Annotated in this window: 12 protein-coding genes; 10 read left to right on the top strand and 2 right to left on the bottom strand. The window is 66.8% G+C overall.

From position 1 onward, the window contains the following. Positions 1–3 precede the first annotated feature (3 nt). A protein-coding gene (locus tag ACNF49_RS30645) for an IS3 family transposase (protein WP_482939697.1) occupies positions 4–1,247 on the bottom strand; the annotation gives its coding sequence in 2 pieces (ribosomal slippage) (positions 4–965 and positions 965–1,247; 1,245 coding nt in all). Between the two features lie 66 nt (positions 1,248–1,313). On the opposite strand from ACNF49_RS30645, the gene ACNF49_RS30640 reads away from it, so the two are divergent. The 9 genes from ACNF49_RS30640 (at position 1,314) to ACNF49_RS30600 (ending at position 6,977) form a co-directional block, all read left to right on the top strand. After that, positions 1,314–1,649, top strand: a complete 336-nt coding sequence (locus ACNF49_RS30640) for a hypothetical protein (RefSeq protein WP_482939696.1) — start codon at positions 1,314–1,316, stop codon at positions 1,647–1,649. 159 nt (positions 1,650–1,808) lie between these two features. Continuing rightward, a complete protein-coding gene (locus ACNF49_RS30635; protein ID WP_482939695.1) occupies positions 1,809–2,339 on the top strand; it encodes a DUF4158 domain-containing protein in 531 nt (176 codons plus the stop codon). A gap of 4 nt (positions 2,340–2,343) precedes the next feature. Continuing rightward, entirely contained in the window at positions 2,344–2,541 is a 198-nt protein-coding gene (locus ACNF49_RS30630; protein WP_498703247.1) for a TetR/AcrR family transcriptional regulator, read from the top strand. Next, entirely contained in the window at positions 2,541–2,843 is a 303-nt protein-coding gene (locus ACNF49_RS30625; RefSeq protein ID WP_498703245.1) for a TetR-like C-terminal domain-containing protein, read from the top strand. Before ACNF49_RS30630 ends, ACNF49_RS30625 begins: the two co-directional genes overlap by 1 nt. A gap of 349 nt (positions 2,844–3,192) precedes the next feature. Then, entirely contained in the window at positions 3,193–3,366 is a 174-nt protein-coding gene (locus ACNF49_RS30620; protein ID WP_482939692.1) for an SbtR family transcriptional regulator, read from the top strand. Between the two features lie 231 nt (positions 3,367–3,597). Then, positions 3,598–4,044, top strand: a complete 447-nt coding sequence (locus ACNF49_RS30615) for a DoxX family protein (protein WP_482939691.1) — start codon at positions 3,598–3,600, stop codon at positions 4,042–4,044. A gap of 117 nt (positions 4,045–4,161) precedes the next feature. After that, positions 4,162–4,371, top strand: a complete 210-nt coding sequence (locus ACNF49_RS30610; protein WP_482939690.1) for a ferredoxin — start codon at positions 4,162–4,164, stop codon at positions 4,369–4,371. Next, the gene (locus ACNF49_RS30605; RefSeq protein WP_482939689.1) at positions 4,361–5,731 is read left to right on the top strand and encodes an NAD(P)/FAD-dependent oxidoreductase; all 1,371 of its coding nucleotides are present in this window, start codon (positions 4,361–4,363) and stop codon (positions 5,729–5,731) included. Before ACNF49_RS30610 ends, ACNF49_RS30605 begins: the two co-directional genes overlap by 11 nt. Positions 5,732–5,762: 31 nt before the next feature. Continuing rightward, complete coding sequence (locus ACNF49_RS30600; RefSeq protein ID WP_482939688.1) at positions 5,763–6,977, top strand: cytochrome P450; 1,215 nt, start codon at positions 5,763–5,765, stop codon at positions 6,975–6,977. A 386-nt stretch (positions 6,978–7,363) separates the two neighbouring features. Here ACNF49_RS30600 and ACNF49_RS30595 read toward each other — a convergent pair whose 3' ends face one another. Next, on the bottom strand, positions 7,364–7,960 hold the full coding sequence (locus tag ACNF49_RS30595) for a site-specific integrase (RefSeq protein WP_482939687.1): 597 nt from the start codon (positions 7,958–7,960) through the stop codon (positions 7,364–7,366). A gap of 344 nt (positions 7,961–8,304) precedes the next feature. Between ACNF49_RS30595 and ACNF49_RS30590 the strand changes: the two genes are divergently transcribed. Continuing rightward, complete coding sequence (locus tag ACNF49_RS30590; protein WP_482939686.1) at positions 8,305–15,558, top strand: RHS repeat-associated core domain-containing protein; 7,254 nt, start codon at positions 8,305–8,307, stop codon at positions 15,556–15,558. The last annotated feature ends 44 nt before the right edge of the window (positions 15,559–15,602 follow it).

Below are 15,602 nucleotides of genomic sequence, written 5' to 3'. Positions count from 1 at the left end.
ACCTCAACGGTTGATTCCGGCGGGTTCGCTGGGTTGGTGTTGAGCGTAGTAGAGAGCCTCGTACTCCTCTGGTGGCAGGTGTCCGATCGCTGAGTGCAGGCGGGTGGCGTTGAACCAGTCGACCCATTCGGCGGTGGCCAGCTCGACGTCGGCCAGGCTTCGCCAGGGCCCTCGGGGCTTGATCAGCTCGGTCTTGTAGAGGCCGATCTGTGATTCCATCAGGGCATTGTCGAGCGCGTCGCCGACGGTGCCGATGGAGGCGTCGATCCCGGCTGCCAGCAGATGCGTGGTGAACCGGAAAGACGTGTATTGACTACCGGCATCGCTGTGGTGGATCAGCCCCGGCTCGACCGGCCGACCGATGCGCTCGCGCCGCCACAGGGCCATGTCCAGGGCGTCGAGTACGAGCGTGGTGTGCTTGGTCAGCGAGGCGGCCCACCCGACGACGGCCCGGGAGTAGACGTCGACGACGAAGGCGACGTAGACGACGCCGCACCAGGCGGCCACGTGCGTGAAGTCGGCCACCCAGGCGGCGTTCGGCCGAGTCGCGGTGAAGTCGCGCTGGAGCCGGTCGGCCGCTCGCTCGTGGCCGGGGTCGGCGATGGTGGTGCGCACCTTTTTGCCGCGCCGGGCGCCATGCAGGCCGAGGGCGCGCATGCGCCGTTCGACGGTGCAGCGGGCCACCTGGTGCCCTTCGCGCTGGAGTTGATGCCAGATCTTGCGGGCGCCGTAGACGCCGTAGTTGGCGGCGTGGATGCGCTGAATGTGGGCGTCCAGTTCGGCGTCGCGCAGGGCGCGGGCCGAGGGTGGGCGGTTCTTGGCGGCGTAGTAGGTGCTGGTGGAGATGGGGCAGCCGTGTTCGGTCAGGACACGGCAGATCGGCTCGACACCGAACACATCGGCGTGCTGGTCGATGAAGGTCACGAGTGCGTGTGTGGCCGGTCGAGCTCGGCCGCGAAGAAAGCCGACGCGGCCTTCAGGATCTCGTTGGCGCGGCGGAGTTCGGCGTTCTCGCGGCGAAGCCGCTTCAGCTCGGCCGTCTCGTCGGTGGTGCGGCCGGGCCGGCTGCCCTCGTCGATCTGGGCCTGGCGGACCCAGGTGCGCAGTGTCTCCGCGGTGCCGATGCCGAGCTTGGTCGCCACCGCGTTGATCGTGGCCCACTCGGTCGGGTAATCCGGTCGCAACTCGGCGACCATCCGAACCGCTCGACGGCGCAGCTCGGCGGGGTAGGGAGACTTACCTGGCATGGACTCGATCCTCTCAAGAGATCAAGTCTCCACCGAAACCGGGGCGATTCAAAGAGCCTGGCCGATATGAGTGAGCGTGAGTACTTCGCGAACGTCAGACGCCGGCTACCGATGTATGTGATCGGTGGCCGACTTGATCGACTGGAAGCGTTCCTCGACGGCTACGACCAGCACGCCCTGCGCCATGGCGGCCCAGGCCTGCGCGACTGGACGGACTGGCTCATCGCCAAGCGCGGCCAAACCTGCAATCACGGCTGGTCAGGACATGTTCGCCACATCGCCCTTCCTGACGGTTGGGATCACTGGGACCTACCCCAAGAACAAGAACGACTCGTCATCGACGTACTCTTCGACCTGCTCGACGAATACCTCGCCGAACGTGAGGCGGGCTTGGCTCGCTGACCGACCCTCCGGCTCTGCCGCGCACCTCGCGTGTCGAACGATCTGAGAACTCATCAGATGCAATAGCGATCAGTTTGAATCGCCCCGACTTTGAGATTCGGGCATCTGGCGCGATCGTCGCTTTGACGGTGATCGGTGACATCTCTACCGTTGTCCCCCATGTCTGTGGGGTTTTTGTCTGATGACCAGGTCAGGGCGTACACGGCGTTCGAGGAGCTGCCGTCGCTGTCGGACCTGGAGAAGTTCTTCTTCCTGGACGCGTTCGATCGGGATGTGATCGCGAAGTCACGCCAGGACCCGCATCGCCTGGGCGTGGCCGTCCAGATCGGGACGGTCCGGTACAAGGGGCTGTTCCTGGAGGATCCGCTGGCGGTGCCGTGGCCGGTGGTGGACTATCTGGCCGAGCAGCTGGGGCTCGGCGATCCCTCGCAGGTCAAGAAGTACGGCGAGCGGCTGAAGACGGCGTATGAGCACGCGTGGATGATCCGGGACGCCTACGGCTACCACGACTTTGATGATCATGTGGGAGGGGCGGGTGCTGGCGAGGCGGTTCCGGACGTTCCTGCACGGCCGGGCGTGGACGCATGCCGAGGGGCCGACGGCGTTGTTCGCCCGCGTGGAATCCGCCGCCGCTACGCGCCGCGCCCTGCTGGACGCGGCGACCGGACTGCTGAACGCCGGCGGCCCTGACGCGGTGACGTTGCGTGAGGTCGGGGCCCGCGCAGGCGTCACCCGCGGGGCGCCGTACCGGCACTTTTCCGACAAGGACAGCCTGCTGACCACCATCGCCGCCGAAGCCCTGGACCGGCTCGCGGATCAGACATGGTGCAGCCTGCCGTCCAGCGGCATCCCCACATCGGCGCGCACGGCCCGCACTCTCTTTCCGCCCTGATGTCGATCGGCCGCCGTCAGCCGCACCTGTACCGGCTGATGTTCGCCGCCCCGGCGGGTGACCCGGCCGCGATCCACGCGGCTGGCCAGGCGGCCGACCGCGCCATGGACGAGTTCCTCGCCGTCGTCGGTGACCTGGTCGGTGAGCAGGATGTGCGCCGGTTCGCGGCGCTGCTGCTGACCAGTGTGCACGGGATCACCGACATGGAGGCCAGCGGACACCTGTCCCCCGACAAGTGGCACGTCACGGCCGATGAGCTCGTCTCTACCCTGATCTCCATGATCGCGCCCGCCGATCGCTGACCGGCGTCCGTCACCCAGTCGCTTGTTCTCGCGACCGGGAGAGCAGAATCATGACGGAGCCGAGGAGCGTGAACGCGGCAGAGGTCAGGAAGGCGCCGCGCACGCCCGGCACGAAAGCGCCGGGCACGGACCCGGCCGCGTACGCCGACACGATGACGGCCAGGCCGATCGAGCCTCCTCCGGACCTCCGCGGCCCAGGAGATTCTCATCGAGGCCGCCTACCACAACGAGCTCGCCAAGCTATGCGACGCCGCGCCCGAACTGCTGGCAGCCATGCCGCCCCGTGAGGCCCTACGCGCCTGGATGGGCCACTTCATTGACTACGCCACCGCCAAGCTAGGCATGACTGATGCCATACTCGCTCGTCGAGGCCGGGGTGAAGGTTGGCAGTATCAGGTCCGATATCACCGCCACCGACATGTTCGCCGCGCTGACTGGCATCGCCCTCGCCTCGGGCACACCCGAGCAGCGCGAGCAGGCCGAGCGTCCGCTCGACCTCACCCCGGACGGACTCAGCCGCTGAGCGACCGGAAGCTGCGGCTTCATGGGCACCGGACGATGAAGGCCGGTTGGCGATGTGTACGAGCAGTCGTCCCTCTCTCTCGTGGGTGATTCATGGTTGCCGGAGAGATGCCGAACTCTTGATGCTGACGTGAGTGCTCTCATGTCTTCTGATCTTCGTTCGGGAGAACAGATCGGTATGACTACGGAACGTGAACACCCGCCGGCCCGGCCAGGACGCCTGGGCGGCGTCATGGACAGGGTCAGAAACAACGTCCCGATGGACACACCGCTCGAACGGCAGGGTCTGTTCCTGGCTTTCTACCGTTTCGTGACGGGTCTGCTGTTCGCCTGTCACGGCGTGGCCACCCTCTTCGGCGTCCTGGGCGGCCCCCAGGGGCCCGCACCGAGCTTCGGGCAGTGGCCCGGGTGGTGGGCCGCGGTCATCCAACTGGTCGCCGGCGTCCTGGTCGTCCTGGGAGTGGCCACCCGCGCCGCCGCCGTCATCTGCTCGGGCACCATGGCCTACGCCTACTTCGTCGTGCACCAGCCCCAAGGACTGTTCCCGATCGAGAACGGCGGCGAGAAAGCCGCTCTCTTCTGCTGGGGGTTCCTGCTCATTGCCGCCTTCGGCCCCGGCCGCTGGTCCTTGTCCGCACGGCCGGCATCCCCACGGGCGGTCGCGCACGAAGAAGCCTGACGGTGAGTCGTCCAGTGCCGCCTGCCAGGCGATTACCAGACGCATCCCTGATTGTCCGATTCCCTTTGCCGCTGCTCTGGACAGGAACAAGGGTGAGGTGACGGAGGGAATGGTGGGATGCGGATCGTCGTGGACCTCACCCGCTGCCAGGGCTACGCGCAGTGCGTGTTCCTCGCGCCAGAGGTGTTCCGACTGCACGGGGAGGAGGCGCTGCTGTACACGCCGGCCGTCCCCGACGACCAGCTGGAGCGCGTGCGCCAGGCCGCGGTGGCGTGCCCGGTCCAGGCCATCCTCATCGGCGAGGCGGTGAGCGTCGATGGCCGATGACCTGCGGGAGGGCAGGATCGTCATCGTCGGCGCGTCGCTGGCGGGGCTGCGGGCCGCTGAGACACTGCGCGGGGAGGGCTTCACCGGCTCTCTGACCGTGGTGGGAGACGAGCTCCGCCCGCCCTACGACAGGCCGCCGCTGTCCAAGCAGGTGCTGCTCGGCCAGGCGGCGGCGGACGCCACCGAGCTGCCGATGCGCCGCGCCCCGGACGCCCACTGGCGGCTCGGAGTGCCTGCCACGGGCCTGGATCCGCTCGGTAAGCGGGTGATGCTGGCCGACGGTGATTCGCTGCCCTTCGACCGGCTGCTGATCGCCACCGGAACCCGGGCGCGGCCCTGGCCCAACGCGGAGGAGGCCGCCCTGGACGGGGTGTTCACTCTACGCACCTGGGATGACGCCGGACGGCTGGCCGAGCGGCTGGCCGCCGGGCCGCAGCGGGTGCTGGTGATCGGTGGCGGCTTCACCGGCTCGGAGATCGCCTCGGCCTGCCGGGAACGGGGCCTGGAGGTCACGGTCACCGAACGCGGCCCCGCACCCTTGGTGGGCGCGCTCGGCGGCACGCTGTCGAAGCTCGCCGCCGGAATGCAGCGGGCCCACGGGGTGGACCTGCGCTGCGGGGTGACGGTCACCGCCCTGCGCGGGGACGGGAACGGCCATTTCACCGGCGCGGACCTGTCCGACGGCAGCCACGTCGCCGCGGACCTCTGCGTCGTGGCACTGGGCGCGGTCCGCAACGTCGAATGGCTGAAGGACAGCGGGCTGGCGGCGGGCCCGCGCGGGATCGCCTGCGACGGCGGGTGCCGGGCCTTCGACATGTACGGGATCGTCACCGACGACGTCTTCGTCGCCGGCGACGTCTCCCGCTTCCCCCATCCGCTGTTCGAGTACCAGCTGCTCTCCTTGGAGCACTGGGGCAACGCGGTCGCGCAGGCCGAGGTGGCGGCGCACAACATGGTCAATCCCGGGCCGCTGCGGCGTCCGCATCTCGCGCTGCCGACGTTCTGGTCGAGCCAGTTCGGGCTCAACATCAAGGCGGTGGGCGTCCCCACCTTCTCCGACCAGATCGTCCTCGCGCAGGGCTCGCTGGAGGCGCGCCGGCTGGCGGTGGTGTACGGCTACCGGGGCCGGGTCACCGCCGCGGTCACCGTCAACATGGCCAAGTCGCTCGAGTACTACCAGCACCTGATCGAGACCGCTGCGCCGTTCCCGCCCGCGCCCGGCGCGGCGGACCGTACGCTCGCCGCCGAGCTGCCGCTTCCCTCCGACGTGCCGGACCCGAAGGGGCTCTCCCACGGTCCCCTTGTCGCGCTCACCGGTCACCTGCCGGACCGCCGGCTGACCATGGTGCGTCCTGGCTGACCCTTCCGACCGTCCACGAGGAGCCCAGACCATGAGCACCGACACCCTGCTGAGACGCATCACCGATTACGCCAGCCGCCCCGACCCCTACCCCCTGTACGCGGAACTCCGCGAGGCCGGTCCCGTGGTGCGGCAGGCCGACGGCACCTACCTGGTGGGCACCTACCACGAGATCAACGCCCTGCTCCACGACCCGCGGATCAGTGTCGATCCCCACAGCCGCCGTACTCCGGACCACGACCTGTCCACCGACCAGCAGCTCCCGTTCCTGCGGCTCGACGACCCCGAGCACCACAGGCTGCGCACCCTGGCCATGCGACCCTTCGGCCCCCCGCACAGCCCTGGCCGCATCGACGCCATGCGCGGACAGATCACCGAGGTCACCGAGGACCTGATCGAGACGCTGGGCGACCGCACCCGGATCGACATCGTCGACGACTTCGCCTACCCGCTGCCCGTCGCAGTCATCTGCCGGCTGCTCGGCGTCCCGCGCGAGGACGAGCCGCGGTTCCGGGAGTGGTCCGACGCGATCGTCGCCTCCGCCGACGTCGGCACCGGGGACGACACCACCGAGCGGGATCGAGCCGGCCGGCAGGCCAGGGCCGACATGGGCCGGTACCTGGTGGACCTCGCCGAGCAGCGACGCGGCAACCCGGGTGACGACATGCTGTCCGCCTTCGTCAACGAGCCGGATCCAGCCATGCGGCTCACCCGCGAGGAACTGGCGGAGACCGCCGTCCTGCTGCTCATCGCCGGGCACGAGACCACGGTCAATCTGATCACCAACGGGGTCCTCACCCTGCTGCGTCACCCCGACCAGCTCGACCGGTTGCGCGACGACCCCAGACTGCTGCCCGGGGCGGTGGAGGAGTTGCTGCGCTACGAGCCCCCGGTGCACATGCGCGAGCGCGTCCCGCTCGCCGACATCGACCTCGCCGGGTTCACCCTGCCCGAAGGCACGCCACTGGTGCTCGTACTCGCCTCCGGCAACCGCGACCCGAAACGGTTCCACGAGCCCGACCGGTTCGATCCCACCCGCCCAGACAACCAGCACCTCGGCTTCGGCGGCGGCATCCACCTGTGTTACGGCGGTCCGCTGGCCCGGCTCGAAGCCCAGATCGCCCTCGGCACGCTGATCCCCAGCCTCGGCACCGCGACCCTGATCCAGGACCCGCCGCCCTACCGGCACAACGCCATGCTCCGCGGCCCCCGCCACCTCCCGATCGAGCTGCAAGAACCCGCCTGACATCGATGCGAGAGCCATGCGGCTGAGGCGCGAAGCAATGGCTGGGCGTTTGCAGGGCCGCTTGCTACCTGCCGCTGTTGTCGTGCACGTCTTCGAAGACGAGGCAAGGCTTGGCGCCATGTGCCAGCGCTTCGGCGAGTGAGACGGGTTCAGGGAAGCGTTCGAGCGAAACGGCCGGCCTTGGAGGACGGTCAGCACGCCATCGGCGACGAGACGGCGAACCAGCGCCGTTACCCGCCTCGGCGAGGCCGAGGTCCGCCTGCAACTCCGGCCTCGGGGAACAATGGAACAGCCATTAGCGCTAAGGGCTGATCTCGCAGGTCAACGTCTAACTTTTCGCCGAGGAGCGCCTTGTCTGGCGCGCCTGAGGGCTGAGACTGAGTGAGTTACAGACCGACGTTGCGCATGGCGTTGTCGCGCCAGCGGTCGACGGCGCGGATGTACCGGAGCACGACGGGTGAGGTTGGGGACCAGCAGACGACGACATTCACCGCGTCGGCGCCCAGGGCAGGGCCGATACCGCAGTGCCGCTTGACGCGACGCAGCAGCCGGCCGGTGGTGTGTCCGGCCTGGTCGAGGACGTGCAGCCACTCGCGCCAGGCGGCGACGGGGTCGGTGAGCGGGTGGCTGCCGCGCGGGATGGCGATGGTCTCGCCGCGGGAGTCCTTGTCGGTCTTGTAGGTGCGGATGGCGACCTCCAGGCCGTCGGCGACCTCGCGTACGTCGTACCTGGTCAGGGCGACGAGTTCGCTGCGGCGGCCCATGATGAGGGCGAGGCCGAGCACCAGTAGCAGCCGGTCGCGTAGCCCGATGGCGGTGCTCAGGTCGCACGCCGAGACCATGGCGCGCAGCGCGTCGATGGTGATGGGCGGGGCTTCGCGCTGGCCGCGGCCGCCGTCCTCGGCGCGCTGGCGTTTGTAGGCACGCAGCGCCAGCCGGGCGGCCTCGGTGGGCGGCTGGCCGGTGTGTCCGGACCGGGCCATGACAGCCTCCCAGGCTGTCCATGTTGCGTGTTATGTGATCGGCGTGCAGTTTGCTTATTTTGTGGCGTTCGTCATCGAACGGATGATGACGGAGCGTTGCGCATCGGGAAGGTTTGTTTCCCATTTTGTAACCAGATCTGATCTTGTGCGTCATGATGTCGGGATCTAGCGTGAGCAGCTTGTAAGAGCACCACCTCCGAGCCCTGCACAAGACCCCGGCACAAGACCTCGGGTGTCCCTTGCGGCGCAGAGCGATGGCGGCACTTTCGCATCCCGTTGTTACGTGTTCGGAGAGTGATAAGCGCATGCGCTTAGTTCAGTCATGGCGTCATACGGTGGGCAGCGTGTCAGCGGCTGCTGGCCTGACCGCCGCCATATTGGCGCCGCAAGTTCAGCCTGCCGCGGCAGCTGCTACTGCCCTGGCCACAGTGGCGCACGATGGCGTCGCGGTGTCGGATGCTCCAGTTCAGCTGGCCGGCTCGCCCCAGGGATTGCCGTCCTTGCTACCGGCCACACAGCTGCCATCGGTAGCAGAGCCGTCGGACGGCTGGCATGCCGAGGTGAAGGCGCCCGAGGGCGCGGTTCCCCTCGAGGATCGCAGCGTGGACTCGGCTACGTCGGACTCGACCGAAGGATTGCCCGTCGGGACGTTGCGGGCTGAGGCGGCCGAGCGGTCGGTGCTGGCCGTGCCCGCCCTCCTGGACGTCTACCCCAAGCAGGGGTACCTGGTCGATTCATTGACGCCGTCGCTGCGTGCGTGGGGACAGAGCACCAACGCCGCCGGGTCGGCGTTGTCGTACTCCTTCAAGGTGTGCGATGTCGAGTCGATGTCCGGCGCCGGCTGCACGAGCTCGGGTTATGTGGCGGGCAACGCCAACAAGTGGACCGTTCCGGCAGGCAAGCTGGCCTGGGGCAAGCAGTACTGGTGGACGGTCACGGTCAAGGACTCCTACGACTCCTCCACCACCACCTCGCCGCTGCTGACTTTCGTCACCGGCGTGCGGCAGCCCGCGGTCACCTCATGGCTGGCCAGCGCGGGCGTGGACGGACGGGAGTTCAACCAGCAGACCGGTAACTACACCACCACCGTCACCGACCTGCAGGTGGCGACGGTCGGGCCGCCGCTGTCAGTGGTGCGGACCTACAACAGCATGGATTCCCGCACCGAGGCCCTGTTCGGCGCAGGCTGGTCTACTCGCTGGGACATGCGTATCGCTTCAGAAACGCACGGCACTTCGATTTCAGCAGTCGTTACATACCCGGATGGGCGCCGTATCCGTTTCCTTTCGGACGGCACCGGAGGCTTCCAGCCGCCGCCTGGCATGTTCGCCACGCTCGCCCTTCAGCGCGACGGATGGCGGCTGATGGACAAGGCCGGCACGAGCTATCTGTTCGGCGCAGACGGCCGGTTGACGAAGATCAGCGACAACCGCAACCGCGTCCAGGAACTGGTCTACGGCAGTGACGGCAAACTGGCCAAGGTGGCAACGGTTGGCGGGCGCTCGCTGACCTTCACCTGGAACGGCGCCCATATCGCCTCCGTATTCAGTGACCCCGTCGACGGCATAACGTTGACCTGGACCTACGAGTACGACGGCGATCGGCTCACGAAGGTGTGCGCGCCCGTGGCCGCCCCCAATTGCACCACTTATGAGTATGGGAGCGGATCGCTGTATCGCAGCGGCGTGCTCGATGCCGATCCGTTGGGCTACTGGCGCATGGGCGAAGCCTCGGGCACAACCGCCAAAGATCTGGGCACCGGCGCTGGAGACGCCACCTATCAGTCGGTGACCCTCGGCCAGCAAGGCGCCTTGGCGGGGACCACGGACACAGCTGCCTCTTTTGGCGCAGGCTCCAGAATGAACCTGCCCTCGCACACGATCCCTCACGTGGGTGATCAGATGGCGGTGGAGACATGGTTCAAGACCAGTCAATCCGGAGTGCTGCTGGCAGCGGGTTCACAGCAGACCAGCGGGGTGGCCCAAGGACCGATGCTGTATGTCGGCACGGACGGCAAGCTGCGCGGCTCACTCACCGTGACGACTTCTCCGATCACTTCCGGCCAGGCGGTCAACGACGGGCAATGGCACCACGTCGTGCTGTCGGTGGAGGGCCAGGAACAGAGGTTGTTCCTGGACGGCCAGCAGGCTGGCACGCTCACCACCACCCGGCCTGCTGGATGGCGTCAGTACGCCACCGTCGGCAATGGCATCACGGACGCAGCGACCTCTCCAGCAGTGCCTGCCGGCACTGCGGCCTTCGCCTTCCAGGGCGTGATCGATGAGGTCGCCGTGTATGGTGCGCCTCTTCTGCTGGAACAAGTCAAGGCGCACTACCAGGCGAGGAACGCGGCCCCGCACCGGCTGTCGAAGATCACGCTGCCATCGGGACGGGTAGCGGCGGTCAATACCTACAACGACAGGACCGACCGCATCGCCACCCACACCGACAGCAACGGCGGCACCTGGAAGATCGGCGACCTCGGCGTCGAGCAGCAGTCCGGCGAGGCTCAAGTGACGGTCACCGACCCGGCCAACAACACGCTCAAGTACCTGTATGACGCCTGGCGCGGCTACAACATCCGCGGCGAGACCGACCAACTCGGCTACACCACCTGGTACGAGTACGACCAGGCGGGTTTCCTGGCCAAGGTGATCGACCGCAACGACATCGCCAACGAGATCTACCAGGACAAGCGCGGCAACACCCTGGGCCGCCAGTACTGCCGGGCGCCGGGCGAGTGCGCCATCGAATTCTGGTCCTACTACCTCAACACCAGCGACCCGTTCGACCTGCGCAACGACAAGGTCACCGCCTACCGCGACGGTCGCTCCTCCCGCGACACCGACAACACCTACGCCACCACGACGGAGTACAACACCTACGGCGAGCTGATCAGGCAAAGCTCGCCCATCACCGCCGATTTCCCCCTGGGCCGGTCGACCACGACCGGCTACACCGACGGCAGCGAAGCAGCGGTCGGCGGCGGCACCACCCCCGCCGGTTTGGTGAAAACCAAGACCGACGCGCGCGGCAACAGCTGGAGCTACCGCTACACTGCCGCCGGTGATCTAGCTGAGCAGACCAGCCCGGAGGGGTTGGTGACCAAGCTGGAGTACGACTCGATCGGCAGGCTGACCGCCAGCACCCAGATCTCTCAGGCGGTGCCTGGTGGGGCGAAGACCACGTTCACCTACGACGGCCGGGGCCGCGTGCTCACCGCCACCTCCCCGGCGGTCAAGAACGAGCTCAGCGATGTCACGCACACCGCGCAGGTTCGTAGCACCTACGACGCCGACGGCAACCCGCTGACGCAGACGATCGCCGATCTGACCGGCGGTGACCCCAAGCGGACCACCACCTACACCTACGACACCTTCGGCCGCCAGGACTCCATCACGGATCCCGAAGGCGGGGTCGCCCGCCAGGTATGGAACCAGCTAGGCCAGACCATCCGCGCCACCGACGCGCGTGGCACGATCATCGAACAGGGCTACAGCAAGCGCGGCGAGCTCGTTTTCAGCACGTTGAAGGGCTGGACCGGTAGCCCGGTCAACCCGCAGCCGGCCACGGACGTGGTCTTGGAGACACGTGGCTATGACGCAGCTGGGCGGCTGAAGTCCACCGTGGACGCGATGGGCCGCAAGACCACCAACGAGTATTGGATGGACAACCGGCTCAAGCAGCAGATCGCCGACGATGCCAAGCTCAACGGCTCCACGACGCCACGCGACGTGGTGGTCAGGGCCGAGGAGTACGATCCGGCCGGCAACCTGATTGAGCAGGTCACCGGTGGCGGCATCACCACGGCTGTGCTCGACTACGACGAGGCTAGCCGCTTGGTGCGCGAGGTCGTGGATCCGGCCAAGCTGGCCCGCGCCACCACGTTCACCTACGATGCCAACGACAACATCATCAAGAGCACCCGCACCGCCGCGGGTACCAGTCGTACGGAGACCGCGAGCTACGCCTACAACAAGCTGAACCAGGTCACAAAGCACACCATCGAAAACGGTGCTCAGGACCAGGTCTTGACTCTCGGCTATGACGAGCGCGGCCTGGTCACGTCCATGACTGATCCGCGTGGCAACGGCGACGGTGTCAACGCGGCCGACTACACCACGACCCAGCGCTACGACGTTCTGGGACGTCTGGTGGAGACGATCGCGCCGCAGGTGCAGGTGGAAAAGGACGGCACCGCCACCCAGGCTCAGCCGACCGTCCGGGTGGGCTACGACAGCGCGGGCAACACCACGCACCGGCGCGATGCCGAGGGCAGGACGATGGTCTCGGCCTACGACAAGGCAGGACGAGTAACCAGCACGACCGCTCCCGGATATACGCCTCCGGGCTCAGGCACCGCCATCACTTCGGCCACCCACTACACCTACGACCCGGCCGGGCAGCTGAAGACCAGCACCGACCCGCGTGGGAATATCACTTCCCATGACTACGACCAGCTCGGCCGTCAGGTCCGCACTACCGATCCCGCCCCGGACGGTCAGAGCGCGGGCCCCTGGGTGACTGAATACGACCTGGCAGGGGAGAAACTCGCCGGCATCGACCCGACTGGCGCCCGCGTCCAGGCCACCTATGACGATCTCGGCCGCCAGATCACGGTCACCCAGATCGAGCGCAAGCCCACCGCGGCCAGTTACACCACCACGATGGAGTACGACGACGCGGGCCGGCTGACCAAGCAGACCGCTCCAGGCAACAGGGTGACCAGCTTCACGGTCAACGCGGCCGGGGAGATCACCTCGACCACCGACCCGCTGCTGAAGAAGACCACCCTGGATCACGACCTGTCCGGCCGCTTGGTCAAGACGATAGACCCGAACGGCAACGCGACTACCGCTGATTACGACTTGGCCGGCCGCAAGACCATCGTCAAGGACCTGGTGGAGAGCACTGGTGCAGTACTGCGGACCTATGGTCTGGGCTACGACCTGGCCGGTAACCAGACCAGCGCCACCTCACCCGAAGGACATGTCACCAAGCAGACCTTCGACGCGCTCGGCCGGCTCACCTCCCTCATCGAACCGGTGTCCGACACCGAATCCATCACCACCACCTTCGGCTACGACGCGGCCGGCGCCCGTACCCGGATCACTGACGGTCGCGGTAACGCCACCTGGACCAGCTACAACAGCCTCGGCCTGCCCGAAACGCTGACCGAGCCGGCCACCACCGCGCACCCGGACGTGGCCGACCGCACCTGGACCCACCTCTACGACGCCGCGGGCAACCAGACCGCGACCATCCAACCAGGCGGTGTGCGCACCGACCGCGTCTTCGACCAGCTGAACCGGCTCACCAAGGAGACCGGTGCGGGCGGCGGCGCCACCAGCGCCGAGCGGACCCTGGGCTACGACTTGGCCGGTCACCTCATCAGTGCTGGCGACATTACCGTCGACCTCAACGACCGTGGCCTCCCGCTGAAGGTCACCCGCGGCACAGTCCAGGAGACCGCCTACACCTACGACGCGCTCGGCAACCCCACCCAGCGCGTTGATGCCGCCGGGACGGCGACATTCACCTGGGACAACGGGAACCGGCTGGCCACCGCCACCGACCCGGTCACCGCCCGCACGCTCACCTACGACTACGACAACGCCAGCCGGTTGAAGACCATCACCGCCACCAGCGGCACGGCCGGCACTCAGACCATCGACTACGACAACATGAACCGCGTCACCGGCCAGACCGTCAAGAACGGCTCCGGCACCCAGCTCGCCAAGATCACCTACGGGTGGGACAAGGACGACAACCTCACCACCAAGACCACCGCTGGTACCATCGGCGCCGGCACCAACACCTATGGTTACGATCATGCCGGGCGCCTCACCTCCTGGACCGCCCCCGGCGGCGCCGTTACCAGCTACGAATGGGACGCCTCCGGCAACCGCACCAAGGCCGGATCGGCGACCTTCACCTACGACGAACGCAACCGGCTGACCAGCGGGGATGGCACCGACTACACCTACACGCCACGCGGCACCCTTGCCACCAGTACCAAGGCCGGGGCCACCACCAACTACACCTTCGACGCCTTCGACCGGATGATCGCCGACGGTGACAGCCTGTACGCCTACGACGCCCTCGACCGCGCTGTCAGCCGCATCCGCGGCACCACCAAGCAGACCTTCGCCTACACCGGCCTCGACAACGACCTGGCCGCCGTTACCGACAGCGGTGGCGCCGTCCAGGCCAAGTACGCCCGCGACCCGGGCGGCGGCCTGCTCGGCCTCAAGGAGGGCACTGGCGTTGCGGTCGCGGCGCTGTCGGACCTGCATGGCGACCTGGTAGCCACCTACACCGCCAGCGTACAGGCGTCTGCCGCCTACGATCCGTTCGGCACCGTTACTGCCCTTACTGGCACCAAGGCGCAGCTCGGCTACCAGGGCGAATACACTGACCCAGACACTGGCAAGGTCAACATGCACGCCCGCTGGTACCAGCCCGGCACCGGTACCTTCGCCAGCCGCGACACCGCCACCCTTGACCCCAATCCGTCCGTCCAGGCCAACCGCTACAGCTACGCCAACGCCTCGCCTCTCACCGGCGCCGACCCCACCGGTCACTACTCCAGCGGTCTTGGCTTCGACACCGGCAGCAGCGGCTACAGCGGAACGGTGATCGGGAGCGGTATCACCCTAGGCTCAGGAAGTAGCTCATCGGGCAGCGGCTATTACTCCGGCGGCAGTGGTAGCGGCGACATCAGCGCCTACGCCGGCACGCAATCGCGCTCCGGCGGCGGCTACATCTGCACCGGCAACATTTGCGCGGAAACCTTCACCAACCAACAATGGTGGTCCGACTTCATCACCTCACCCGGCTACGACTACTACAACGCTCCGCTCATGTCTGACAAGGAGGCCAAGAAGCAAGGACTAATGCCTAACGGAAGACCAGCGCCGAAAGACTTCTGGAAGGGGAGTGCCCTCGCGCGGGATATCTTTATGCGCACATATACGCCAGTCTATTCGAGTGCCGAACTCCAGAATCAGTGGAATTTTGTGAGAGAAGTACTTGATGGAACGCCGAGGTCTGGTTCCTCTGGGGCGAGCGCTGGAGGCAAAACGACGCCAAGTCCAGACTTCGGGTCTGATGAGGGTGAATGGTGCAAAAAGAACCCCGCCGACTGCGCCATGGCCTTCAGTATAACCAATGAGGCATATAGATACGTAGACAAAAAGTTCGGCGAGAAGGAAACCGACAAAAAGAACGCCGTGCGCCACTTTTTGTGGCAGGTTACATTGGCGTATGTTATCGGGCAAGATGCGGCGGTGTCGCTGGCTGAGGCGCACGAGAAAGGCGAAGCGTGCAGACCGAAGCGTGCCAGGTGCGATACCGCTGCGGATCAATACAACAATGCATTCTCGCGCAGTTGGGCGAAGAGTCATGAAAAAGAGCTCGATCGCATGTATCGCAGCTCGTACTTCCCGACCTATAACAATGCGACCTTCAGCTACACTCATTGGTTCGATCAGCTCTATGCGATCGCCGACAAGCTTTACAGTAAGGGGCAGTTGCACGACAAGTACAAACGTACTGAGTGCCGGGGAAGTACAGGGCACGTACCCAATTGCGCCTAGTCTCTTATCGCATTATGTCCCGTCGGGAGGCATTTCCCGTTGGG

The sequence above is a fragment of the Actinomadura sp. ATCC 39365 genome (genome assembly GCF_054392275.1).
This window is presented reverse-complemented; position numbering and strand designations above follow the sequence as displayed.